At 72.3% G+C, this 22,582-nt stretch carries 23 protein-coding genes and 1 riboswitch; of the genes, 3 read left to right on the forward strand and 20 right to left on the reverse strand.

The window, feature by feature from the left end:
• Nucleotides 1-178: 178 nt before the first annotated feature.
• The 4 genes from ACZ31C_RS24285 to pdhA all read right to left on the reverse strand — a co-directional run bounded on the left by ACZ31C_RS24285 (nucleotide 179) and on the right by pdhA (nucleotide 5,776).
• Nucleotides 179-1,438, reverse strand: coding sequence for a L,D-transpeptidase (locus ACZ31C_RS24285; RefSeq protein WP_465797219.1), 1,260 nt, complete (start codon nucleotides 1,436-1,438; stop codon nucleotides 179-181).
• 423 nt (nucleotides 1,439-1,861) lie between these two features.
• Nucleotides 1,862-3,523 (reverse strand): dihydrolipoamide acetyltransferase family protein, encoded by a 1,662-nt coding sequence (locus ACZ31C_RS24290; RefSeq protein ID WP_465797220.1) that lies wholly within the window; start codon nucleotides 3,521-3,523, stop codon nucleotides 1,862-1,864.
• 76 nt (nucleotides 3,524-3,599) lie between these two features.
• A complete protein-coding gene (locus tag ACZ31C_RS24295; RefSeq protein ID WP_350697262.1) occupies nucleotides 3,600-4,613 on the reverse strand; it encodes an alpha-ketoacid dehydrogenase subunit beta in 1,014 nt (337 codons plus the stop codon).
• Nucleotides 4,613-5,776: a pyruvate dehydrogenase (acetyl-transferring) E1 component subunit alpha gene (pdhA, locus tag ACZ31C_RS24300; protein WP_465797221.1), complete on the reverse strand. Its 1,164-nt coding sequence runs from the start codon at nucleotides 5,774-5,776 to the stop codon at nucleotides 4,613-4,615. Before pdhA ends, ACZ31C_RS24295 begins: the two co-directional genes overlap by 1 nt.
• A gap of 128 nt (nucleotides 5,777-5,904) precedes the next feature.
• Between pdhA and ACZ31C_RS24305 the strand changes: the two genes are divergently transcribed.
• Nucleotides 5,905-6,387, forward strand: a complete 483-nt coding sequence (locus ACZ31C_RS24305; protein WP_396747800.1) for an Lrp/AsnC family transcriptional regulator — start codon at nucleotides 5,905-5,907, stop codon at nucleotides 6,385-6,387.
• 7 nt (nucleotides 6,388-6,394) lie between these two features.
• Here the strand turns inward: ACZ31C_RS24305 and ACZ31C_RS24310 are convergent, their stop codons facing one another.
• Nucleotides 6,395-7,366 (reverse strand): DNA polymerase domain-containing protein, encoded by a 972-nt coding sequence (locus tag ACZ31C_RS24310; protein ID WP_465797222.1) that lies wholly within the window; start codon nucleotides 7,364-7,366, stop codon nucleotides 6,395-6,397.
• Nucleotides 7,367-7,473: 107 nt separating this feature from the next.
• Nucleotides 7,474-7,563: riboswitch (ZMP/ZTP riboswitch) on the forward strand.
• Nucleotides 7,564-7,581: 18 nt separating this feature from the next.
• Here ACZ31C_RS24310 and ACZ31C_RS24315 point away from each other — a divergent pair.
• Nucleotides 7,582-9,018: a glycine hydroxymethyltransferase gene (locus ACZ31C_RS24315; RefSeq protein ID WP_465797223.1), complete on the forward strand. Its 1,437-nt coding sequence runs from the start codon at nucleotides 7,582-7,584 to the stop codon at nucleotides 9,016-9,018.
• Nucleotides 9,019-9,156: 138 nt separating this feature from the next.
• Here ACZ31C_RS24315 and ACZ31C_RS24320 read toward each other — a convergent pair whose 3' ends face one another.
• Entirely contained in the window at nucleotides 9,157-9,417 is a 261-nt protein-coding gene (locus tag ACZ31C_RS24320; protein WP_117228080.1) for a hypothetical protein, read from the reverse strand.
• A 161-nt stretch (nucleotides 9,418-9,578) separates the two neighbouring features.
• On the opposite strand from ACZ31C_RS24320, the gene ACZ31C_RS24325 reads away from it, so the two are divergent.
• Complete coding sequence (locus ACZ31C_RS24325) at nucleotides 9,579-9,983, forward strand: MmcQ/YjbR family DNA-binding protein (RefSeq protein WP_465797224.1); 405 nt, start codon at nucleotides 9,579-9,581, stop codon at nucleotides 9,981-9,983.
• A gap of 222 nt (nucleotides 9,984-10,205) precedes the next feature.
• Here ACZ31C_RS24325 and ACZ31C_RS24330 read toward each other — a convergent pair whose 3' ends face one another.
• The 14 genes from ACZ31C_RS24330 to ACZ31C_RS24395 form a co-directional block, all read right to left on the reverse strand.
• Nucleotides 10,206-10,367, reverse strand: a complete 162-nt coding sequence (locus tag ACZ31C_RS24330) for an excalibur calcium-binding domain-containing protein (RefSeq protein WP_465797380.1) — start codon at nucleotides 10,365-10,367, stop codon at nucleotides 10,206-10,208.
• Between the two features lie 291 nt (nucleotides 10,368-10,658).
• On the reverse strand, nucleotides 10,659-11,222 hold the full coding sequence (locus ACZ31C_RS24335; protein ID WP_465797225.1) for a GNAT family N-acetyltransferase: 564 nt from the start codon (nucleotides 11,220-11,222) through the stop codon (nucleotides 10,659-10,661).
• A gap of 124 nt (nucleotides 11,223-11,346) precedes the next feature.
• The gene (locus ACZ31C_RS24340) at nucleotides 11,347-12,318 is read right to left on the reverse strand and encodes a glycine betaine ABC transporter substrate-binding protein (RefSeq protein ID WP_350697254.1); all 972 of its coding nucleotides are present in this window, start codon (nucleotides 12,316-12,318) and stop codon (nucleotides 11,347-11,349) included.
• A gap of 95 nt (nucleotides 12,319-12,413) precedes the next feature.
• On the reverse strand, nucleotides 12,414-13,004 hold the full coding sequence (locus tag ACZ31C_RS24345; RefSeq protein ID WP_396747444.1) for a GTP-binding protein: 591 nt from the start codon (nucleotides 13,002-13,004) through the stop codon (nucleotides 12,414-12,416).
• A complete protein-coding gene (locus tag ACZ31C_RS24350; protein WP_396747441.1) occupies nucleotides 12,988-13,422 on the reverse strand; it encodes a DUF742 domain-containing protein in 435 nt (144 codons plus the stop codon). Before ACZ31C_RS24350 ends, ACZ31C_RS24345 begins: the two co-directional genes overlap by 17 nt.
• Nucleotides 13,419-13,844, reverse strand: coding sequence for a roadblock/LC7 domain-containing protein (locus ACZ31C_RS24355; RefSeq protein ID WP_350697251.1), 426 nt, complete (start codon nucleotides 13,842-13,844; stop codon nucleotides 13,419-13,421). The genes ACZ31C_RS24350 and ACZ31C_RS24355 overlap by 4 nt, the downstream gene beginning before the upstream one ends.
• Nucleotides 13,834-16,299 (reverse strand): sensor histidine kinase, encoded by a 2,466-nt coding sequence (locus tag ACZ31C_RS24360; RefSeq protein WP_465797226.1) that lies wholly within the window; start codon nucleotides 16,297-16,299, stop codon nucleotides 13,834-13,836. Before ACZ31C_RS24360 ends, ACZ31C_RS24355 begins: the two co-directional genes overlap by 11 nt.
• 423 nt (nucleotides 16,300-16,722) lie before the next feature.
• On the reverse strand, nucleotides 16,723-16,902 hold the full coding sequence (locus ACZ31C_RS24365) for a hypothetical protein (protein WP_465797227.1): 180 nt from the start codon (nucleotides 16,900-16,902) through the stop codon (nucleotides 16,723-16,725).
• A 229-nt stretch (nucleotides 16,903-17,131) separates the two neighbouring features.
• Nucleotides 17,132-17,476, reverse strand: a complete 345-nt coding sequence (locus tag ACZ31C_RS24370; RefSeq protein ID WP_465797228.1) for an antibiotic biosynthesis monooxygenase family protein — start codon at nucleotides 17,474-17,476, stop codon at nucleotides 17,132-17,134.
• Nucleotides 17,476-18,774 carry a beta-ketoacyl synthase N-terminal-like domain-containing protein gene (locus ACZ31C_RS24375; protein ID WP_465797229.1) on the reverse strand — a complete coding sequence of 433 codons (1,299 nt, stop codon included), beginning with the start codon at nucleotides 18,772-18,774 and terminating at the stop codon, nucleotides 17,476-17,478. The genes ACZ31C_RS24370 and ACZ31C_RS24375 overlap by 1 nt, the downstream gene beginning before the upstream one ends.
• Nucleotides 18,771-20,045, reverse strand: a complete 1,275-nt coding sequence (locus ACZ31C_RS24380; RefSeq protein ID WP_465797230.1) for a beta-ketoacyl-[acyl-carrier-protein] synthase family protein — start codon at nucleotides 20,043-20,045, stop codon at nucleotides 18,771-18,773. The genes ACZ31C_RS24375 and ACZ31C_RS24380 overlap by 4 nt, the downstream gene beginning before the upstream one ends.
• Nucleotides 20,042-20,440 carry a cupin domain-containing protein gene (locus tag ACZ31C_RS24385; protein WP_131054094.1) on the reverse strand — a complete coding sequence of 133 codons (399 nt, stop codon included), beginning with the start codon at nucleotides 20,438-20,440 and terminating at the stop codon, nucleotides 20,042-20,044. Before ACZ31C_RS24385 ends, ACZ31C_RS24380 begins: the two co-directional genes overlap by 4 nt.
• Nucleotides 20,433-21,200 carry an SRPBCC family protein gene (locus ACZ31C_RS24390; protein ID WP_465797231.1) on the reverse strand — a complete coding sequence of 256 codons (768 nt, stop codon included), beginning with the start codon at nucleotides 21,198-21,200 and terminating at the stop codon, nucleotides 20,433-20,435. Before ACZ31C_RS24390 ends, ACZ31C_RS24385 begins: the two co-directional genes overlap by 8 nt.
• Nucleotides 21,197-22,576, reverse strand: coding sequence for an acetyl-CoA carboxylase biotin carboxylase subunit (locus ACZ31C_RS24395; protein WP_465797232.1), 1,380 nt, complete (start codon nucleotides 22,574-22,576; stop codon nucleotides 21,197-21,199). Before ACZ31C_RS24395 ends, ACZ31C_RS24390 begins: the two co-directional genes overlap by 4 nt.
• Nucleotides 22,577-22,582: the final 6 nt, after the last annotated feature.

Consider the following 22,582-nt stretch of genomic DNA (forward strand, 5'->3'; position numbering starts at 1 on the left):
TCTTCGGTTGTCCTCACAAACCATCGATGATCAACGCGGTGGCCGTCCTCATGCCCACGCCACGCCCAACGCCGAAGCCAAGTGACGTTGGAGTACTAGGGACGATCCCGGGCACCACCCTCCGCCCGCCCACGACGGAAGCACCGGGCCGGTGACGACCCGGTGCCCGACGTCGGTGTCAGCCGCCGCTGGCCGAGGGCTGCGGCTCCGGCGAGCCGCCGCCGGCCACCGCGCCCGGGTCCGCAGACGTGGTCGGCGCCGGTGCCAGTCCGGCGGGTACGGGCAGCGCGCTGCCCTTGGCGAACTGGTCCCAGCCGACGTTCCAGGCCGTCCAGCCGTTGCCCTCGCCGAGTTCGACCTCGGTGCCCTTGACGGTGACCAGGTCACCGACCTGGGTGACGCCCATCAGCCAGTCGGCGTTGGCCGCGGAGAGGTTGGTGCACCCGTGCGACACGTTGGCGTACCCCTGGTCCCCCTCCGACCAGGGCGCGCCGTGGATGAACTCGCCGCCCCAGGTCAGCCGCTGCGCGTCCTCGACGTCGACGACGTACGGGTCGGCCGAGCCCGTGGTGTCGAACGTGGTGAAGTCGTGCTTCTCCATGATCACCATCTTGCCGCTGGAGGTCGGGGTGCTCGGCTTGCCGAGGCTGACCGGGAGCTTGCGCAGCACCTTCCCGTCCCGGATCACCGACATCTGCTTGGTCGCGTTGTCGATCTCCAACGCCACCTGCCGGCCGATCTTCGACGTGGCCCGCCGGTCGGCGTCGCCGACGTTCTCCTTGCCGATCGGCAGGCCCTCCAGCGCGGCACGCACGCTGATCGACGTGCCGGGCCGCCAGAAATCGGGTGCCCGATAATAGACCTGACTACCGTCGGACACCCAGGACCAGGTGCCCGGCTGCGGCGGATCCGTCTTCACGAACAAACGACGTTGCACATCCGCCCTGGCTTCTTTCGGAATGGGCGGGTCGAACGCGACGGTCACCGGCATGGCGGTGCCGTACGTCCGATTGCCGGCGAAATAGAGCGTACTGGTGATCGCCGGTTTGGACGTTTTCGGCTGCGTCGTGAAGGTCGTCTTCCGGGTGACGGTCTGCCCCTTCTCGCCGGTCACCGTGACCTCGGCGGTGTAGGTCCGCTTGGGCTGCAACACCTCGGTCGGCACCCAGCCGGTCCCGTCCTCGCGCGGCTCCGCCTCGACCTTCCCGCCCTTGTCGTCGGTGATCCGCACGTCGGTGACCCGCCCGTGCTTGACGGCGGTGCCGATCTCACCGCTGACCGGTACGTCCCGCGCGCCCTCGGCCGGTGTCACGGCGAGCTCCGGAGCCGCCTGCCGTCCCTCGCCGACGACCTTCCGGTCGCCCGTGCACGCGCCCAACGCCAGCGGCGCCGCTGCGACGGCCACCGTCAGCAGCGCCAATCGCCCCCTCAGGTTCATGATGCGTCCCCCCGTTTATTTCTCGCCCTCCGCCACATTCTGACCGGCTACCCGCCAGCGGCTTGGCAATTCTCCGAAACCGCGCTCTCATTGCGCCGGGGACATTTCCGCGTCATCGCGCCACAATAGGTCGGGAAATGCCCGACCGGGTTATCCCGACCGTTAGCCGGCGAGCTGCGACCGATGTCCGCGCACCCGTTGGTCCACGACGGTTCGCCCGATCTCGGGCATACGGACGCCCGTGGGCCCGGCGTCCCTTCAGCCGCCGAGCCCACCGCCGATCATGGACTTGTGGCTCCGCCTGCGCCGATCATGGAGTTGCGGCTGGCAATTCGACCTCTATACGCCGTTATGCCCTCTGCATAACTCCATGATCGACGCCTGCGGGGCGACGCAGGCCGGGGGGGCGGGGGTGGGCGGGGCTCAGACGGTGGCGATCAGCAGGGCCGGTTGCTCGACGCAGTCGGCGACGTGCCGCAGGAAACCACCGGCGACTCCTCCGTCGCACACCCGGTGGTCGAAGGTGAGGCTGAGCTGCGTCACCTTCCGCACCGCCAGTTCTCCGTCCACCACCCACGGCTTGTCCACGATGCGGCCCACGCCGAGCAGCGCCGCCTCCGGGTGGTTGATGATCGGGGTCGAGCCATCGACACCGAACACCCCGTAGTTGTTGAGCGTGAACGTACCGCCGGTGAGGCGGGCGGGTGGCAGCTCACCGGCGCGCGCCGCGGTCGTGGTCGCCGCCAGCGCGGCGGCCAACTCGGCGGTGGTGAGCCGGTCGGCGTCGCGCAGCACCGGCACGAGCAGGCCACGATCGGTCTGGGCGGCGATGCCCAGGTGCACGGCGGCGGACTGGACGATCCGCTGGCCCTCGGTGTCCACCCGGGCGTTGAGCTGCGGGTACCGGCGCAGCCCGGACAGGCAGATCCGGGCGAGCAGCGCCAGGATGCTCACCGGCTGGTCCGGTCGGGCGGCGTTGATCGCGGCCCGGGTGCTCAGCAGTCCGGTGGCGTCCACGTCGACCCAGATGGTCACCTCCGGGATCTCCCGCCGGCTGCGGGAGAGCTTGTCGGCGATCACCCGGCGGATGCCGGTCAACGGAATCACCTGGTCCCGCGCGTCGGCCGGAGCGAGTCCCACGTGCGCCGACGGGGACGGGGTCCCGGCGGACAGGTCCGGCGCGGCGAGTCCCGTCACGGGCGCGCCCGCCGCCGACCGGTCCCTCGTGATCGCATCCGTCGTGGCCAAGCCCGTCGTGGTCACGCCTGTCGTCGAGCGCTCCATCGTGATCGCGTCGGCCGCCGCCTCCACGTCGGCACGGCGGACCACATTGCCGGGTCCGGTGCCGCGCAGCGTGGTCAGGTCGATGCCGTGCTCGCGGGCCAGCCGCCGCACGATCGGCGAGATGACCAAAGACGGAGTCGTGGACGGATCCGCGCTGACCCCCACGGCCGGGGACGAACCGACCGCGACGGACCGGTCCGCGCCGACAGAGACGGCCGGGGACGAGCCGCGCGCCGCCGTACCGGTGATCGCCGTCGCATCCGTCGTGCCCGGGGCAAGGCTCGTCGGGACCGAGCCGACAGCCACTGCCGGAGCCGCCTTGCCCGGGACAGCCGGGGCCGAGGCGACGGGGGTTGCCGGGGCAGGGCCGTTCGTCACCGCCGTGCCGGTGACCGCCGCCCCAGCCCGCTCGGTCGGGGCGAGGCAGGGACGCCGACGACGGCGCGTGGCACCGTGCCCGGTGCCGTACCCGATCAGCACGTTGCCGGATCCGGCCCGCTCCTCCTCGCGATAGACCGCGTGCCCGGTGGGCTCGGTCGGGCCGGCGGCACCGTCGGCGGCCGGGTCGGCCACCGTGATCAGCGGCTGGCCCACCGGACGCACCTCACCCTCGGCGCCGTGCAGGGCCACCACCCGGCCGGCGTACGGGCAGGGCACGTCCACGACCGCCTTGGCCGTCTCCACCTCGACCACGGTCTGGTCCACGGTGACCACGTCACCCACCGCGACCCGCCACTGCACGATCTCCGCCTCGGCGAGCCCTTCACCGAGGTCGGGAAGAAGAAAGACCTGCTCGCTCATGCCGGCACTCCGCTCCGCTGCGTGCCGCCACGAGACTCCACCGCACTGCACCCGATGATTCGCTCACTCCGCTCGCTCATGCCGGCACCTCGGTGAGCCAGCGGGAGTCCGGCTGGTCGTCCCACTGGAGACGGGCCACCGCGTCCAGCACTCGGTCGACGGAGGGCAGGTGGGTGTGCTCCAGCATCGGCGCGGGGTACGGGATGTCCAGCCCGGAGACCCGCAGCACCGGCGCGTGCAGGGCGTGGAAGCACCGTTCCTGCACCCGGGCGGCGATCTCCGCGCCGACCCCGGCGAAGCCCTGTGCCTCCTGCACCACGACACAGCGGCCGGTGCGCCGGACCGAGGCGGCGATCGTGTCGTCGTCGAACGGCACGATGGTGCGTACGTCGACGACCTCCAGGTCCCAGCCCTCCTCGCGGGCGGCCTCGGCGGCTTCCAGCGCGACCGGCACCGCCGGCCCGTACGCGACCAGGGTGGCGTCCCGGCCGGGCCGACGGACCACCGCCCGGCCGAACGGTGCGGTACGCGTCGGCAGGTCCGCCTCGGCGCTGGTGAAGTAGAGCTTCTTCGGCTCCATGAACACCACCGGGTCGGGGTCATCGATCGCCTCCCGCAGCAGCGAGTACGCGTCGTCGACGGTCGCCGGGGTGACCACCTTCAGGCCCGGGGTGTGCGCGTAGTACGCCTCGGAGGAGTCGCAGTGGTGTTCCACGCCGCCGATGCCACCGGCGTACGGCACGCGGATCACCATGGGCACGCTCAACGCGCCCCGGGTGCGGTTGCGCAGCTTCGCCACGTGCGAGGCGATCTGCTCGAACGCCGGGTACGCGAACGCGTCGAACTGCATCTCGACCACCGGGCGCAGCCCGGACATGGCCAGTCCGACCGCGAAGCCGACGATGCCGGCCTCGGCCAGCGGGGTGTCGAAGCAGCGCTTGTCGCCGAAGCGCGCCTGGAGTCCGTCGGTGATCCGGAAGACCCCGCCGAGTTGCCCGACGTCCTCGCCGAAGACGACGACCCGCTCGTCGTCGAGCAGCGCGTCGGCGAGCGCCGCGTTGAGCGCCTTCGCCATGGTCATGGTGGCCATCAGACGTCCTCCTCCTGCGCGGCGAGCTCGGCGCGGACCTGGTCACGCTGTGCGACGAGCTGCGGGGTGGGCTGCGCGTAGACGTGGTCGAAGAGGGTGAGCGGATCCACGGTGGGCTGGACGTTCATCCGCTCGCGCAGCCGCGCGGCGTACTCCTCGGACTCCTGGGCGATCGCGGCGACGGCATCGTCGTCAAGGGCCGCGCGGGAGCGCAGGTACGCCTCCAGTCGGGCCACCGGGTCGCGGTCCCGCCACGCCTCCACCTCGTCGGCGTCGCGGTAGCGCGTCGCGTCGTCGGCATTGGTGTGCGGTTCCATCCGGTAGGTGTGCGCCTCGACCAGGAACGGTCCCTTGCCGGCGCGGGCGTGCGCGACCGCCTTCTCCAGCACGGCGAGCACGGCCACCGGGTCGTTGCCGTCGACCTGCTCGCTGGGCACGCCGTAGCCGACGCCCTTGTAGGCCAGCGACGGGGCGGCGGTCTGCCGGGACAGCGGCACGCTGATCGCGTACCTGTTGTTCTGCACGAAGTAGACCACCGGGGCCTTGAACACGGCGGCGAAGTTGACCCCCTCGTGGAAGTCGCCCTCGCTGGTCGCGCCGTCACCGATGTAGACCAGCGCGACCGTGTCCCGTCCCTGGTACGTCTCGCCGTAGGCCAGGCCGGCGGCGTGCACGCACTGGGTGGCCAGCGGCGTGCACTGCGGGGCGGTGCGGCGCACGGCCGGGTCGTACCCGCAGTGCCAGTCGCCGCGCAGCAGGGTGAGCACCTCGACCGGGTCGATGCCCCGCGCGGTCAGCGCCATCGACTCGCGGTAGGTCGGGAAGACCCAGTCGTCGTCGCGCAGCGCGAGCACGCCGCCGACCTGGCACGCCTCCTGGCCTCGGGAGGACGGGTAGACCGCGAGGCGGCCCTGCTTGGTCAGCGCGGTGGCCTGCGCGTCGAACCGGCGGCCGACGACCATCCGGCGGTACATCTCGCGCAGGGCCGCCACGGGTGGCTCGGGATAGTCGGCCCGGGACGGCAGCAGGGTGCCGTCCGGGTTCAGCAGTCGGACCGGATCGGCCTGGGGAAGCAGGGCAGCCGCCGGGTCGGGCGCGGTCGGGGTGGCCGATCGGCGCTTCCGCGGGGTTGCCCTGCGGGCCGCCTGAGGGGTGGTCGTCACGGCGGTACCTCCTGGACGTGTGGTGGACCTATGCTCCTTTGGTCGGATGATTGACTCAAGATGGCCGGTGAACGCGGGATGTATGGCACTGATGGGAGGCTCGGGTGAGCCAGGAGACCGCTGACACAGTGCCCCTGCGGGGTGGCACGGGACGAACGGCACCAGGATTGGACGAGGTGGACCGGCGGATCCTGGACGAACTGACCCGGGACGGGCGGATCTCCGTCCGGACGCTCGCCGAGCGGGTGCACGTGTCGCGCACCAACGCGTACGCGCGGATGGAACGGCTGCTGCGCGACGGGGTAGTCACCGGGTTCGCCGCGCGGGTCGCGCCGGAGCCGGCCGGGCTGGGCACCTCGGCGTACATCGCCCTGACCATCCAGCAGAACACCTGGCGGGAGGTGTCGGCGGAGTTGGCCCGGGTGCGCTACGTCGAGCACGTGGCGCTGCTCAGCGGCGAACACGACGTACTCGCCCTGGTCCGGGCGCCGGACAACGCCACCCTGCGGGACGTGGTGCTGGACCGGGTCCAGCGCATCGCCGGGGTGCTGTCCACCCGGAGCTGGCTGGTCTTCGAGGAGTACGACGGCGTCCGCAGCCCGTGGGCCTGACCGCCGCTCAGCGCTCCGGCGGCGCGGCCAGCCCCTCCCGGTCGGCCAGCTCCAGCAGCGGGTCCAGCGAGAACCGTGGCCCGTCCAGACCGGCGTGCGGGTCGCCCCGCTCGGCGAACCGGGCCGGCATGGTGGTCACGTCGAAGTCCTCCGGCCGCACGTCGTCCAGCTCGGCCCAGTCGAGCGGGGCGGAGACCAGCGCCGCAGGCGTCGGCCGGATCGAGTACGCCGAGGTCATCGTGTGGTCCCGGGCCATCTGGTTGTAGTCGACGAAGACCGGCCGGTCCCGCTGGTCCCGCCACCAGGTGGTGGTGACCAGGTCCGGCCGACGCCGCCGCATCTCGCCGCCGAGCGCCAGCACCGCCCGCCGGCAGTCGCCGAAGCTCCACCGCGGTTCGATCGGGACGTACACGTGCAGGCCGCGACCGCCGGTGGTCTTGGGATAGCCGGTCAGGCCCAGCTCGTCGAGGAAGCCGTGCACCTCGTGCGCCACCGGGACGACCTGGTCGAACCCCACCCCGGGCATCGGGTCCAGGTCGATCCGGAGCTGGTCCGGCCGCTCCACGTCGGCCCGAGTCACCGGCCACGGGTGGAACCGCAGGGTGCCCAGGTTGACCGCCCAGACCACCACCGCCAGCTCCCCCGGCGCGACCTCGTCGGCGCTGCGCCCACTGGGGAACGTGATGTGCGCGGTGCCCACCCAGTCGGGCGCGCCCGCCGGCACCCGCTTCTGATAGAAGGCGTCGCCCCGGTTGTCCTGCCGGGTGGCGACCGTCGCCCCCTCGAACACGCCACGCGGCCAGCGCTCCAGCATGGTCGGCCGGTCCCTGAGCGCGCGCAGGATCCCGTCGCCGACGGCGAGGAAGTAACGCACCACATCGAGCTTGGTCAGCCCGCGCTCCGGGAAGTACGGCTTGTCCGGGCTGGAGACGCGTACCACCCGCCGCCCCACCTGGATCTCCTCGGCCGCGGTCGCCATCTGCCGAGCGTACGACGCGTACGGCCGACGCGGGGGCGACCTCGCGGGCCGGTCGGGACCGGTCCGACCCGGTGTGCGTGGGGCCGGGTAGCCGACCCGCTAGGATCGGCGGGGGCCGTGACTGGCGCGTCGAGATGGAGCACCATCGGGAAGCGGCCCCGTCATGAGGACGCACGCCGAGCGCCTGGGCCTTCCGTACGTCACCAGGAGGTCGCATGCCGCCGAACGCCGAATCCGCCGCCTTCCGCAGCGCGCTGGAGGTCATCCGCGCCGTCGAGCCCCGGGTGGCCGACGCCATCGGTGCGGAGCTGGCCGACCAGCGCGAGTCGCTCAAGCTGATCGCCAGCGAGAACTACGCCTCGCCGGCCACCCTGCTGGCGATGGGCAACTGGTTCAGCGACAAGTACGCCGAGGGCACGGTCGGGCGTCGGTTCTACGCCGGCTGCCAGAACGTCGACACGGTCGAGGCGCTCGCCGCCGAGCACGCCCGGGAGCTGTTCGGCGCGACGCACGCGTACGTCCAGCCGCACTCGGGCATCGACGCGAACCTGGTGGCGTTCTGGGCCATCCTGGCCGACCGGGTGGAGTCCCCCGCGCTCAAGCGGGCGCAGGCCCGGCACGTCAACGACCTCACCGAGCAGGACTGGTTCGCGCTCCGCCGGGAGCTGGGCGACCAGCGGATGCTCGGCATGTCGCTGGACGCGGGCGGTCACCTCACCCACGGCTTCCGGCCGAACATCTCCGGCAAGATGTTCGACCAGCGCAGCTACGGCACCGACCCGGCCACCGGGCTGATCGACTACGACCGGGTCGCCGAGGCGGCCCGCGAGTTCCGGCCGCTGGTGCTGGTCGCCGGCTACTCGGCGTACCCGCGCAAGGTGAACTTCCGGATCATGCGGGAGATCGCCGACTCGGTCGGCGCCACCTTCATGGTGGACATGGCCCACTTCGCCGGTCTGGTCGCCGGCAAGGTCTTCACCGGCGATTTCGACCCGGTGCCGCACGCGCACATCGTCACCACCACCACGCACAAGTCGCTGCGCGGCCCGCGCGGCGGCATGGTGCTCTGCGGCCCGGAGCTGGCCGACCAGGTGGACCGGGGCTGCCCGATGGTGCTCGGCGGCCCGCTGCCGCACGTGATGGCGGCCAAGGCGGTCGCGCTGGCCGAGGCGCGTCGCCCCGACTTCGCCGACTACGCCCAGCGGATCGTCGACAACGCCCAGGCGCTGGCCGACGGGCTGCTGCGACGGGGTGCCACGCTGGTCACCGGCGGCACCGACAACCACCTGGTGCTCATCGACGTCACCGGCTACGGGCTGACCGGTCGGCAGGCCGAGCAGGCGCTGCTGGACTCGGGCATCGTGACCAACCGCAACGCGGTGCCGCAGGACGCCAACGGCGCCTGGTACACCTCCGGCATCCGGATCGGCACGCCCGCGCTGACCACCCGTGGGCTGGGCACGGCCGAGATGGACGGCACCGCCGAGCTGATCCACACGGTGCTCAGCCAGACCAGCGCCGGCGCCAACCCGGACGGCACCGCCTCCAAGGCCAAGTACGTGCTGGACCCCGCGCTCGCGGACAAGGTCAGCCGGCAGGCCGGTGAGCTGCTCGCCGGGTTCCCGCTGTACCCGAACGTCGACCTGGGCTGACGAGGGACGCGCGCCGGGCCGGTGTCCGGCTCGGCGCGCCCGACGCATACGCATCGACATCTCGCGATAGGCGCGACGACGCCCGGGACGCGCCGTCAACGCGTTCCCGGGCGATGGTCGACCGACGGTGGGGTGGACTCAGTTCAGCGGACGCTTGAGGTGGTATCGGTGCACCTCGGTGCTGCCCTGGACGTTGTTGACGTCCTCGGCGGCGGTGACCAGTTCCCAGCCTTCGCGGCCGTACCGGTTGAGGTGCGCCACGGCGGTGTCGCCGTACGCGGTGATGTCCTTACGGGATCCGTCCGGGCCGTACCAGACGAACGACACATGGAAATTGCGGCCCTGTCCCTGGTAACGGCGAACCAGCAGGGCGTACTCCCAGGCAACCATGCCGCCCATTATGACCGTCCACGCAGGAGCACGATACGGCGAAGGTCACCGTTCGCTTTCCGGCGAACGCGGTGTGTCGCCGTCGGGGTGCATGTGGCGCCGTTCCGACACGCTGTACGGGAACGGTGCGCGCCCCCCTGCCGGCCTCGGCCGGGGCGTATGGTCGGGCGGTGGCCAGTTGGGATGACGTCCGCCGGATCGCGTTGAGCCTGCCGGAGACCGGCGAGCGCCCCTCCTACGACGGGCTGCCCGCCTGGACCGTACGGGACAAGTCCTTCGTGTGGGAGCGCCCGCTGCGCCGCACCGACCTCGACACGCTCGGAGCGGCCGCGCCGAACGGCCCGATCCTCGGTGTACGCGTCGCCGACCTCGGGGTCAAGGAGGCGCTGCTCGCCGACGACCCCGCCGTCTACCTGACCACGCCGCACCTCGACGGTTACCCTGCGGTGCTGGTGCAGTTGGACCGGATCGACGAGGCCGAACTGACCGAGATCATCACGGAGGCGTGGTTCGCCCGCGCGCCGAAGCGGCTCGCCGCCGCCCACCGGGCCGCGACGGCACTGCCCGAAGCCTGACGCCGCACCCATCACACCGCGCCTGCCCCGACCGCCGGCGCTCTTCGGCCGCCTGCCCGATGACCGCTCGGCTGCACCCGTCTGTCCCGCCGATCATGGAGTCATGGTCAGCGAAATGCCAGGATCCACGGCTTTCGCGAAGGCCACAACTCCATGATCGGCAAGTCGGCGGGCCGACATCACGGATGGCGGGTTGGTAGCGTCCCGGGCCCCGTCCAGCCGCTATCGCTTCTCGCAGGCAACGCCGTCCTTGTCCCGGTCGAGTTTGGTGTTCGCCTTGTAGATCGCCGTCGAAACCGTGAAGTTCGTGACCGGCTTCGTCCTACCGCGAACCTTGTCCCGTGCGCCCTTCTTGCCGACGCCATGCCGGTACTTCTTGTTCAGCGCCGCCGGAGAAGCCCCCGCTTACCGAAGATCCCGCTCGATACCGGATCGAGTGGTATCCGAACGCGACGATGACCACTCGATCCCGCATCGAGCGTGATCTTGCGGTGGAGGCGGGGGCATGGGCCTGCTGCGGGCCGGGCGTGGAGCGGGCGGGCCGGGCGTGGAGCGGGCGGGCCGGGCGTGGAGCGGGCGGGCCGGGCGTGGAGCGGGCGGGCCGGGCGTGGAGCGGGCGGAGCGGGCGTCGAGCGGGTGGAGCGGGCGTGGAGCGGGTGGAGCGGGTGGGCCGGGTTACCGTCGCATCACCCAGACGGGGATCGGGTCGGTCAGCGTGTCGACCAGCTCCCATCCGGCACGCCGGTAGATCTGGACGTTGACCGGGTTGCCGGTCTCCAGCACGGCCGGCAGGCCGTCGTCGGCGGCCCGACGCAGCCCCGCGCTCATCGTGGCCCGCCCCAGGCGGCGACCGGCGTGGGCCGGGTGGGTGCCGAGTATGCCCAGGTACCAGTGCGGATCACGGGGCAGGACGGCACGCAGCGCCTGGTCGTAGGCGTGCACCCGGCGCAGCGCGTCGTCGGGCAGGGCCGGGCGACGTCCGTCGTCGAGGACGGCCGTACCGGCGACCGGCGGCTCCCAGATGGCGGTCGCGGCACCCCGCTCGACGGTCCAGACGGTGCCCTTGACCACCTGCTTGTCGAAGAGGTGACCGAAGAGGACGGCAGCCGACCGTGTGTAGCTCTCGTCGTCGGGGAAGAAGAAGCGCACGACGGGATCGTTGACGAACGTGGCCACCAGGGCGTCGACCACCGGCGTCCGGTCTTCCGGACTCGCGACGCCGACCTCGGGAGCATGCACGAGGTCGGACTCTAGTCGTCCGGGACGCGCCCCGCTGACCGATCGGCGGCGTGGCCCGAGACCGGGCCACGCCGCCGCGCTCCGTGTCCGGCGGCCGATCGGGACGCGTTCCGCCAGGGCCGACTCAGTCGGCGGGCAGCCAGTCCTGCCAGACGTCCGGGTTGGCGTCCAGCCACTTCTTGGCGGCCTCGTCGTGGGACAACTCGTCGACCGTGAGGTAGCGGGCCACCTCGTTCTGCTGGGCGTTGGTCCACTGGAAGTTCTTGATCAGTTCGGCGGCCGGGTTGCCGGACTCGGCGAACTCCCGGTTGGCGATCTTGTCGAGGTCGTAGGGCTGGTAGTCGCAGGCCACCTTCTCCGGGTCCACGTCACAGCCCGGGGTGTAGGGCGGCAGCTTGACGTGCACCAGGTCGACCTCGGCGAGGAACCACTGCGGCGCGTAGAAGTAGCCGATCGCCGGTCGACGGTCGCGCTCCGCCTCCCGGAACGCCTCGATGAGCTTGTCCTCGCTGCCCACGGTGCTGACCGTGTAGTTCAGCTTCAGGTTGCGGATCAACGCCCGGTCGTTGGTCTCGTACGAGGGGTCGCCGTTGAGCAGGACGCCCCGGCCCCCAGAGGTGGGCGTCCGGAACAGGTAGGCGTAGTCGTTGAGGTTCCGCCAGTTGGTGATGTTGGGGTGCTGCTCGACCAGCCACGGCGTCACGTACCAGCCGACGACGCCCTTGTTGCCGGTCATGCCGTGCTCGACGGCCTTGCGTTCCTCGTCGATGTACTTCTTCTTCAGTCCCTCACGGCCCCAGTTCTCCAGGATGACGTCGGTGCTTCCGGCGGCGACCTCCTCCCATGCCTCCTCCGCGGTGAGGTCCTTGACCACCACCGTGCAGTTGAGCCGGTTCTTGGCCAGGTAGCCGATCACCGCGAGGTTCGCCTCGTACCCGATCCACGGCAGGTTGGCCAGCGTCAGCGTGCCGCACTCCGTCCGCTCCGGCGGCCCCGGCGGTGCGACCCGGGGCTGGATGTCGGCCGCGCAGCCGGTCAGTGCCAGTGCGGCCACGCAGGCGAGGGCCGCCGCCCTGGTCCACCCTGATCTCTGCATCGCTGCCTCTTCTCCTCTTCGTCGTTGCGTCCGGCCGCGGGGCCGGAGGGGGTGCGGCCGTCCGCTGGGCCGGAGGGGTGCTGGGCGTCCGCTGGTCAGCGACCGACGCCGGCCCGCGCGAGGCGTTGCGCCAGCACCACCTCGGTGAGCGCGACGAGCACCTGCTTGACCGACTCCCGCTGACGCGCGTCGCACTCCACCAGCACCACGTCGTCGGCCACGCCGAGGGCCTCGCGCACCTCGGCCAGCGCGAAGCGGCGGGTCGCCTCGAACGTGTTGACGGCCAGCAGGAACGGAATCTGGTGGTCCTCGAAGTAGTCGATGGCCGGGAAGCAGTCCTCGATCCGCCGGGTGTCGATCAGCACGACCGCGCCCAGCGCGCCGTCCACCAGGTCGTCCCAGAGGAAGGCGAAGCGGTCCTGTCCGGGCGTGCCGAACAGGTACATCAGCAGGGACTCGTCGAGACTGATCCGGCCGAAGTCCAGGGCCACGGTGGTGGTGGTCTTGCCGGCCACCACCGAGGTGTCGTCGACCCCCACCGAGACCTCGGTCAGGTCGGCCTCGGTGACGAGCGGCTCGATCTCCGACACCGCGCCGACGAAGGTGGTCTTGCCGACGCCGAACCCCCCGCTCACCACGATCTTGACCGCGGTGGGTGTGGGCGGCTGGCTAGAGAGCGCGGACACGGTCCCTGATCCTCTCGATCATGGCGACGGAGAGCTCGCCCTGTTCCTCACGGCGCAGGTAGCCCTCGCTGAGCAGGTCTGCCACCAGCACCCGGGTGACGCCGAGCGGCACCCGCAGCGCCACCGCCAGGTCGGCCACGGTGATGGCCCGCTGGCACAACTCGACGATCCGGCGAGCCTCGAAACGCAGCGGCGCGGAGAGCGCCGCCGGTTGGGCGGAGAGCAACGTCTCCACCCGTAGCCCGTCCTGGACCGGGCGGGTACGTCCGCCGGTGAGCAGGAACGGGCGTACCGCCTCCGCGTCGGACGGCTCCGGTGTGGACGGCGGCGGCTCGGGCGCCGGGCCGACGGATGCCGGGGCAGCGGTCCAGTACGGGATCATCCGCGGGTCGGGCAGCCGCGGTCCGGCACCGCTCACCGGGGCAACACCCGTCTCGACTCGGAGATCAACGCCGGTGTCAGCATGCTGCCGAACCGGTCGGCGAGCAGCGAGATCTCGTAGCCGACCAGGCCCAGGTCGCAGTCTCCGTCAGCGAGCACCCCCAGGCAACTGCCGTCGCTGATCGCCGACACCAGCAGGAAGCCGCGTCTCATCTCGATCATGATGAGTTTCAGCCCGTCGAAGTCGTACTTACGAGAGGCGGTCCGGGCCAGGCTGGCCATGCTGGACACGATCGCGGCGAGTTGGTCGCCGGCACCCCGGTTGAGACCTGCGGAGACGGCGATGAGCAACCCGTCGGACGAGACGGCGACCGCGTCCCGTACCCCGTCCGTCTGCCGGACGAAGTTCGCCAGCAGCCAGTTCAACTGGTGTGGATCGCTCTGGATGTCAACCTTCACGGGCCCCCCAAGGCTCGGTCGTGGTGTCGTCGCTGGACCGGGTCGGTGGTGCCGGCCGGTCGACCTGGCCGCGGAGTGTTCCGGCCCGCAGCGCGGTCAACCGGTTCCGGATCTCCATCGGCGAGTCGTCCATGGCGGCCGGACGCGGCGCGGACGCGACCGGGTCGGCGGCCGGGGCGGGCGCGCTCGCACGCCGCTCGCGGGGCAGGCGTTTGCGCAGCCCGTTGGTGGTGCGCTCCTCCACCGGGCCGACGGCGGACACCTCACCGGCGATGGTGGGCGGCCGACCGGCGACCGGCCGGTCGTGCCCGCGCGGCGCGGGCACGACGCGGGTGGCGGGCGGCGGCGCGTCGATGGCGGTGCGCGGACCGACCCCGGCGATGCCGACGGCCGGCGTCGGACGGGCGGCGGGCACCGACGGCAGCAGCGGCGGCGCAGCCGGCTCGGCGGCTGACCGGGCGGTGGTGGAGGTGACCGTGATGGCCGTCTGCGTGGTGCCGACCGCGTCCGCCCCGTCGTCCGGGGCGATCGCGTTCCGGCTGGTCAGCACCGTGGCGGGCAGCAGCACCCGGGCGGTCACCCCGGTCACCGGGGAGGGCGCGAGCTGCACGTCGATGCCGAGGTCCCGGGCGAGCTGACCGACCACGTGGTGGCCGAGGTAGCGGGTCGGGGCCGAGACGTAGTCGACCTCACCGCGCAGGCGGGCGTTGGCCTCGGCCAGGTCCTCGGGCGACATGCCGATGCCCTGGTCGGTGATGGCCACGAGGTAACCGTCCCCGCTGCGCCGGCCCTGGATCTCCACGTCGGAGTCCGGCGGGGAGAAGGTCAGCCCGTTCTCGACCAGCTCCGCGAGCATGTGCGCGACCGCGCTGACGTTGGCACCGACCACCCAGGCGTCGTCGATCCGGCGGATCTGCACCCGCCGGTACTCCTCGACCTCGGAGATGGCGGCCCGGATGACGTCGGCGATCGCGAGCGGCCGGGTCCACTGGCGAGGACCGCCGGCCCCCACCAGGACCAGCAGGCTCTCCGCGTTCCGGCGCATGCGGGTGGCCAGGTGGTCCAGCTCGAAGAGGTTGGCCAGCCCGGCCGGGTCGGTCTCCTCCCGTTCGAGCTTGGTGATGAAGCTGAGCTGGCGGCGAAGCAGGTTCTGGTTGCGTCGGCCCAGGTTGGCCAGCGACTCGGTGGTGCTTCGCCGCAGCACCGCCTGCTCGGTCGCGAGGCGGAACGCCACCTCCTGGACCTGGTCGAGGGCGCCGGCCACCGAGCGGACCTCGGTGCTGGAGCGGGTCGGCACCTGGACCGGCTCCGGGGCCCGTGGTTCGCTCTCCTCGGTGCCGTCCTGGAGCTGCCGCACGGCGACGGGCAGTCGGTTGGCGGCCAGGTCACGCGCCTCGGCGGCCAGCATCGCCAGCGGCCGGGTGATCGAGCGGGAGGCGAGCACCAGCAGGCCCACCGCACCAGCGAGGAAGAACGCCACCAGCGCACCGAGCACGAACAGCCGTCGGGTCGACTCGCCCTGCCGTTCGGCAGCCCGCGCCTCGATCTCCGCGCCGACGTACTCCTGCATGTGGCGCATGCCGTCCAGCACCGTGGTCAGGGCCGACCACCATGCCTGCGGGTTGACCTGCACCCGGCGGCCGTCGGCGGAGTCGAGCGCGACCTGCTCGAAGAAGCCGGCCACCCGGGCGGCGCCGGTGTCCAGCACCCAGTCGTTGGCGGCCCGCTGGCCCGGGGTGGCCCGCTCCTCGAAGTCGGCCAACGCCGTGTCGCGGGCCGCGCGCATCTCGGCGAACTGGAGGAACTCGCCGTCGGCGAAACCGCCGGCGGAGAAGACCCCGTTGAGGAAGGCGCGTTGCTGGGCGGTGCTCTCCTTGATCCGGCTCAACGCGGTCAGGGTCGCCACGTGCCGTTGCAGTTGCGGGTCCTGCGCCTGGTCCAGGTCGTAGTCGAGGCGGTTCAGGGCGGCGATGCGCTCGGTGAAGAAGTCGAAGGTCGCGGCCCGACCCGCGCTGCCGCTGTCGGTGGCGGAGCGGACCACGTCGAGCCCGTCGAGTTCGCGCAGCGCGGCGCCGACCCGGTCGGCCACCTGTCCGCCGCCGGAGATCGCCTCCTCGACCGCCCGGCGGCGCTCGTCCACCCGCTCGCGGGCCGGGGCCACCTCGTTGCGGAAGCCCTCGTTACCACCGAGCAGTGCGGCGCTGATGCCACGCTCGACCTGCAGCTCCTGGGTCAGGTCCTGCACCTGCAGGGCCAGCGACACCGACTCGCTGGCCTTGCGGACGGCCTGGTAGGACGACACCTCGACGACCGTCACGTAGCCGAGCAGGAGCAGCACGGCCGCCACCGGCAACGCGATGATGGCGGCGAGTCGACTGCGGATGCTGCCGCCGCCTGTCACCACAGGCTCCTCGGCGCCCGGGCCGGGCTGTGGTCGAACGCCGGCACGGCGCATCGGTCGGGAACCTGTGTGGACACGCGGTCTCCAATCACCGGCATGGCCACGCAGGCCGGTGTGAGGCATCAGGGGGATTGATCACAGCAATATCCCGGCATACCCGGCCGCCCACAACCCCAGGCGGAATCGTCACGGCCGGAGAGCTCGGGTTCTGCCCATTCGGACAGCGTCGGCCGACCGAACGACCGACCCCGGTTTCGGGCATTGTGAAGTGATCGGAGACCGAACGAGTCCCGGATCGTCGGCATCGGAGGAACCACCCTCACCCGACCCGGTCGGGCACCCGGTGGACCGATTCGACACCCCGGCCGCAGACCGGTCGGCACCCCGACGAGCCCGGCGCACGGCCGCCGCTCCGACCTGTGTGGACGGCCGCCGACGCCGGATGGTCGGTGGCGGGAGAGGTCCGTCAGGCGGGCGTCACTCGTCGCCCGGGACCGCTCCCGAGGTCGGGACGTGCCGCGCGGCCGACTCCGCACCCGCCACCTCACCGCGGCCACCCCGGACCCGCTCCGGCCGGCACTCGTCGACGGGACGCCCGAACAGGTCGGCGGGCATCTGCCGGCTCGACTCGGCCGGGAGGTACAGCGGGCCCGTCATGTGATCGCCACCGTCCTGTGTTGACGTGGGCGACCGCCCACGTGCCGCGTGCCTCGGAACGCTGCGGGAACCCTACGGCAGCCGGGACGAGCATTGCCAGATGCAAATGGCTCAAGGAGAAAGGGCGGCTGGCGGGATTGTCGACGCCTCCTCCGGCGGGCAGGATCGGATCCGTGTGTCGACTCGCGGTACACGCGAGGTGACCGAACGTACGATCCGATGTGGTCGGTCAGGCCGGCACCGGGGTCTGGGCGTGCACCTGGAAGCGCAACGAGCGCGCGTCGCTGAAACACTCCCGCATCGGCCGGACCAGGTCACGGTGCTCGGGACTGCGCTCCCACGCCTCGAAGTCGGCCAGGCTGGCCCACTCGCTGGTGATCAGCCACTGCTCCGGGTCGGTCGCCGAGCGGCACACCTGGTCGACCAGGTGCCCCGGCACCCCGTCGGCGACCAGATGGCGCACCGCCTCGTACGCCCGCAGGAAGTCGTCGGTGCGGTCGACGGGGACCCGGACCAGGAACACCACCCGGCCGCGCTGCGGGCCCGGCCCGTCCCCGCGCTCGTTCGCCGTCATCACTGCTCCGTTCCGCTCGGTGGCGCGCCGCGCAGCACCAGCGCGCTGTTGAATCCGTCGAACCCTCGGGCACAGACCAGCGCCAGTCGGTGGCGCGGACGCCGGGCCGCCCGCAGGAAACCCAGCTCACAGCCCGGTGCCACGGTGTCCGGCCCGGCCGAGGCGGGCAGCGTGTCGTGTGCGAAGGCGAGCAGCGCGGTGGCCACGTCCAGCGCCGAACCGCCCTGATGCGCCCGCCCGGTCAGCGACTTGTGGGTGGTCACCGGCGGGGTCAGCGCACCGAAGACCGACCGCAGCGCCTCGGCCTCGGACCGGTCGTAGCGGGGCACCCCGAGCGCGTCGGGGACCACCACGTCCACGTCGTCCGGTTCGACCCCGGCCCGGCCCAGGGCCAGCCGCATGGCGCGGGCGTACTGCCGAGGGTCACCGGCGGACTCGGCGGTGGTGTGCGCGGCGTCGTGGGTGGCACCCCACCCGGTCACCTCGCCGTAGATCCGGGCGCCCCGGGCCAGGGCGTGACCCCGCTCCTCCACCACGAAGACCGCCCCGCCCTCGGCGGGCAGGTAGCCGCTGGCTCCGGCGTCGAACGGCCGGTACGCCCGCTCCGGGTCGGTCTCCGCGCTGAGCAGGCCGGACCGGAGCTGACAGGCCAGCGCGTACGGGCTCAGCGGGCACTCGGTCGCCCCGGCGAGCACCACGGAGGCACCCCGCCGTACGGTGCGGACCGCGTGGGCGAGGCTGTCCAGGCCACCGGCCGACTCGGCCACCAGCACCCCGCACGGGCCCTTGGCCTGGTGCCGGATGGAGAGTTGCCCGACGCTGGCCGCGTAGAACCAGGCGATCGACTGGTACGCCCCGACGGTGCGGCTCGGCGACGACCAGAGCCGTTGCAACTCCCGCTGGCCGAACAGGTTGCCGCCGGAGGAACTGGCCAACGTGACCGCCCACGCGTACGGGTCGGGAGCCTGCTCGGGCAGGCCGGCGTCGGCCAGGGCCAGCCCGGTGGCGGCGAACCCGAGGTGGGTCCACCGGTCGGTCTGCACCAGGGCGCGGTTGTCGGCGTACCGGGCCGGGTCGAAGTCGGTCACCTCCCCACCGAGGCGGGTCGGGTAGCCGGCGGCGTCGAAGAGCGTGATCGGTCCGGTGCGGCGCTGACCCGCGAGCACGGTCCGCCAGTGCGCGTCGGCACCCACTCCGCTGGGCGCGACCACGCCGATGCCGGTCACCACCGCGCGGGCCACCGTGCCGTCGCCGGACGGTCGGGCGGTCGTCGTGTCGTCGTACGCGGGGGCGGTCATCGCGTCGCCTCCCGGCCGAGTCGGCGGAACAGCATGGCCGACTGGAACCCGCCGAAGCCGCTGCCCACCGAGAGCGCCACGTCGACCGGCACCTCCCGTGCCTCGTTCGGCACGTAGTCCAGGTCGCACTCCGGATCGCGGGTGGTCCAGTTGGCGGTCGGCGGCACCACTCCGAACTCGATGGCCAGCGCGCACGCGGCCATCTCGATCGAGCCGATCGCGCCCAGCGAGTGCCCGACCATCGACTTGATCGAGCTGATCGGCACCCGGTACGCGGCCGGTCCGAGCGCCCGCTTGAACGCGGCGGTCTCGTGCCGGTCGTTCTGCCGCGTGCCGGAGCCGTGCGCGCTGATGTAGGAGACCTCCTCCGGCGCGAGCCGCGCCTGCCGCAGCGCGTCGGTGATGGCCAGCCCCATCTCCACCCCGTCCGGACGCAGCCCGGTCATGTGGTAGCCGTTGCTGCGGCTGGCGTAGCCGGCCACCTCGCAGTAGACGTGCGCGCCGCGCCGCCGGGCGTGCGTGGCCTCCTCCAGCACCAGTACCGCCGCCCCCTCGGCGAGCACGAAGCCGTGCCGGTCGGCGTCGAAGGGCCGGGAGGCGTGCGCCGGGTCGTCGTTGTCCGGGCTGGTCGCCTTGATCGCGTCGAACGAGGCCACCGTGACCGGGGAGATCGGCGAGTCGGCCGCGCCGGCCAGCACGATGTCCGCCTCACCGTCGGCGATGAGCTGGTGGGCGTACCCGATGGCGTCGATGCCGGAGGTGCAGCCGGTGGAGACGACCTGCGCCGGGCCGTGCAGGCCGTGGTGGCAGGCGACGTCGGCGGCCAGGCTGCTGGGCACCAGCGCCGGATAGAGGTACGGGCCACCGAGCGCCGCGTCGACCAGCCAGCGCCGTCCACTGTCGCTGACCGTGACGTACTCCTGTTCCAGCGCCATGGTGCCGCCGACGGCGGTGCCGAGCACCACGCCGGTGCGGTCCCGCTCGGCGTCGGTGAACTCCAACCCGCTGTCGGCGACCGCCTCGGCGGCGCAGGCCAGCGCGAACTGCACGTACCGGTCGGCGCGCTGTCGTTGCGCCGGGGTCAGCCGGGCGGCGTCCGGGTCGAAGTCGCACTCGGCGGCGATCTGCGAGCGGAACGGCGACGGGTCGAAGAAGCTGATCCGCCGGGTCGCGGTCCGCCCCTCGGTGATGCCCTTCCAGAACCGGTCCCGGGTGACGCCCCCGGGAGCCACCACGCCGATCCCGGTCACCACCGTGCGCCGCCCCGTCACGACCCGTTCCGCTCGTCGGCCACCTCGGTGTCGACGTGACCCAGTTCCGGACGGGGGGCCAGCGGACCGAGGTGGAACACCACCTCGGCCGGTTCGTCACCGGTGTTGCGCAGCCGGTGCCGGACGTTGCGGGCCACGAACAGCGCCTCACCGGCGGTCAGCAGCACCGGCTCGTCGTCCAGGTCGACGGTGATCGTGCCCCGGGCGACGTAGAGGAACTCCTCGCTGTACGGGTGGTAGTGCTCGGCGATCCGCTCCCCCGGCCCCATGGTCGCCACGCCCATGAACCCCGAGGTGCTGCCGACGGTACGCGGGCCGAGCAGGACGCGCAGCTCACCGCCGCGACGGCGGTCGGCGGGTACGTCCCGGGCGGCCACCAGTGCCAGGTCACTCATCGTCGTCTCCGTTCGTCGGGGCGGCCGCCACCGCTGCGGCCCGGTCCCGGGCCAGCCGCTCGATCCGGTCCTTGATCACGGCGAGCTGCACCACGCTGTTGGTGTTGATCCGCTCGGTCATCCCGGCGTTGTCCACCGGGGCGGTCGGCTTCATCGCGAAGTCCTGCACCCAGGTCATCCGGACGCCGTCGGGCTCCTCGGTGTAGGTCCAGTGGATCCGCATGTACTCGAACGGTCCGGTCTCCACCCGGCGCGCCCGCACCTGCCGGGTCGCCGGGTCGGGGGTGCGTTCGCTGACCCAGCTCCAGGCCACTCCGTTCTCGTCGGGGTGCATGGTGAGGCGGAACCGGACGGTGTCGCCGTCCCGGCCGAGGATCTCGGCCTTGGCGTACTCGGTGAACAGCTCGGGCCAACCGGCGACGTCGTTGGTGACCGACCAGACCAGTTCCAGCGGCGCGGCGATGACGATGCTGTTCTCGGTGTGCCCGGGCGGGTCGGCGGCCGGCGCGGGCGGGTCCGTCTGCTCGGCGACCAGTTCGGCGACGGCCGGGATGGTGAGCTGCGCGGCCTGTTCCGGGATGCTCACCCGCCACCGGTCGGCGACCACGGCGGAGAGTTCGAGCAGCGCGAGCGAGTCCATCCCCAGTTCCTCCAGGGAGGCGGCCGGGGCGCGGGCGGCCGCGTCCGGGTCGAGCCCGCAGTTGGTCACCAGGATGTGGGTGATCTCCGCGGTCAGCGAACGGCCATCGGTGACGGTCATCGGTTTCTCCTCTGCTGAACGGGGGTCGATCCGGCGGTCATCCGGTCGACGAGGCCGGTGGAGTAGCGCCCCTTGCGGAAGTCGGCGTCGTCGAGGACCCGCCGGACGAAGGGGATGGTGGTCCGCACTCCCGGACCGGTGATCTCGAACTCGCGCAGGGCCCGGTCCAGTCGGCTCAGGGCCAGATCACGGTCGGGGGCCCAGACGGCGACCTTGGCCAGCAACGAGTCGTAGTGCGGACCGACCAGGTAACCGGTGTGCCCGTGGGTGTCAACCCGGGTGAACGGGCCGCCGGGCGGCACGAAGCGGTCCAGCCGGCCGGGGGTGGGGACGAAACCTCGGTCCGGGTCCTCCACGTTGACCCGGCACTCGACGGCCACGCCGGTGAACCGGACGTCCTCCTGCCGCAGGCGCAGCGGCGTGCCGGCCGCGACGTGGAACTGCTCATGCACCAGGTCGATCCCGGTGATCATCTCGGTCACCGGGTGCTCCACCTGGATCCGACAGTTGATCTCCAGGAAGTGGAACCGCTCCTCGGCGCCCACCAGGAACTCCAGCGTCCCGGCACCGGTGAAGCCGACCTCCAGCGCGCCGCGCAGGGCGGTCCGCGCCAACGCGTCCAGGGTCGCCGTGGCCAGCGCCGGCGCGGGTGCCTCCTCGACCAGCTTCTGGTGCCGGCGCTGCACCGAACAGTCCCGGGTGCCCAGGTGCACACCGTTGCCGTGGGAGTCGCAGAGCACCTGCACCTCGACGTGCCGGGCGTCGGTCAGGTACCGCTCGACGTACACCCGGTCGTCGCCGAAGACAGCCTGCGCGGCGGCCCGCGTGCGGGCGTACGCGCGGGGCAGGTCGGCCGGCGCGCGGACCACCGTCATCCCCCGGCCGCCCCCACCGGCCGCCGCCTTGACGATCACCGGGTAGCCCACCTCGGCGGCGACCGCCGCGGCCTCGCCCACCGTCGGCACCGGTCGCACCGCGCCCGGCGGCAGCGGCAGCCCGGCCCGGCGCATCAGCGCCCGGGCCGAGGACTTGTCCGCCAGCGCGGCCATCACCTGCGGCGACGGACCGACGAAGGTGAGCCCGTTGTCCGCACAGATTTCGGCGAAGTCGGCGTCCTCGGAGAGGAAGCCGTAGCCGGGATGCACCGCCTGCGCGCCGACCTTGCGGGCCGCCTCCACCACGGCGGCGGCGTTGAGATAGCTGCGGCGGCTGGCCGACGGTCCGATCCGGACGGCCTCGTCGGCCAGCCGCACCGCGGCCGAGTCGGCGTCCGCGGTGGAGTAGACCACGGCGGTACGGATGCCCAGCTCACGGCAGGCCCGCAGGATGCGCAGCGCGATCTCGCCCCGGTTGGCGATGAGCACCTTCTCGAACACGGTCCA

It is taken from the genome of Micromonospora sp. NPDC023869, from assembly GCF_055559695.1.

Excerpts from the sequence above, each read along its gene's own strand:
- ACZ31C_RS24285 (WP_465797219.1), bottom strand. The coding sequence starts at position 1,438 with ATGAACCTGAGGGGGCGATTGGCGCTGCTGACGGTGGCCGTCGCAGCG.
- ACZ31C_RS24290 (WP_465797220.1), bottom strand. The coding sequence starts at position 3,523 with ATGAGCGAGCAGGTCTTTCTTCTTCCCGACCTCGGTGAAGGGCTCGCC.
- ACZ31C_RS24295 (WP_350697262.1), bottom strand. The coding sequence starts at position 4,613 with ATGGCCACCATGACCATGGCGAAGGCGCTCAACGCGGCGCTCGCCGAC.
- ACZ31C_RS24310 (WP_465797222.1), bottom strand. The coding sequence starts at position 7,366 with ATGGCGACCGCGGCCGAGGAGATCCAGGTGGGGCGGCGGGTGGTACGC.
- ACZ31C_RS24315 (WP_465797223.1), top strand. The coding sequence starts at position 7,582 with ATGCCGCCGAACGCCGAATCCGCCGCCTTCCGCAGCGCGCTGGAGGTC.
- ACZ31C_RS24320 (WP_117228080.1), bottom strand. The coding sequence starts at position 9,417 with ATGGGCGGCATGGTTGCCTGGGAGTACGCCCTGCTGGTTCGCCGTTAC.
- ACZ31C_RS24340 (WP_350697254.1), bottom strand. The coding sequence starts at position 12,318 with ATGCAGAGATCAGGGTGGACCAGGGCGGCGGCCCTCGCCTGCGTGGCC.
- ACZ31C_RS24360 (WP_465797226.1), bottom strand. The coding sequence starts at position 16,299 with ATGCGCCGTGCCGGCGTTCGACCACAGCCCGGCCCGGGCGCCGAGGAG.
- ACZ31C_RS24365 (WP_465797227.1), bottom strand. The coding sequence starts at position 16,902 with ATGACGGGCCCGCTGTACCTCCCGGCCGAGTCGAGCCGGCAGATGCCC.
- ACZ31C_RS24370 (WP_465797228.1), bottom strand. The coding sequence starts at position 17,476 with ATGACGGCGAACGAGCGCGGGGACGGGCCGGGCCCGCAGCGCGGCCGG.
- ACZ31C_RS24375 (WP_465797229.1), bottom strand. The coding sequence starts at position 18,774 with ATGACCGCCCCCGCGTACGACGACACGACGACCGCCCGACCGTCCGGC.
- ACZ31C_RS24385 (WP_131054094.1), bottom strand. The coding sequence starts at position 20,440 with ATGAGTGACCTGGCACTGGTGGCCGCCCGGGACGTACCCGCCGACCGC.
- ACZ31C_RS24390 (WP_465797231.1), bottom strand. The coding sequence starts at position 21,200 with ATGACCGTCACCGATGGCCGTTCGCTGACCGCGGAGATCACCCACATC.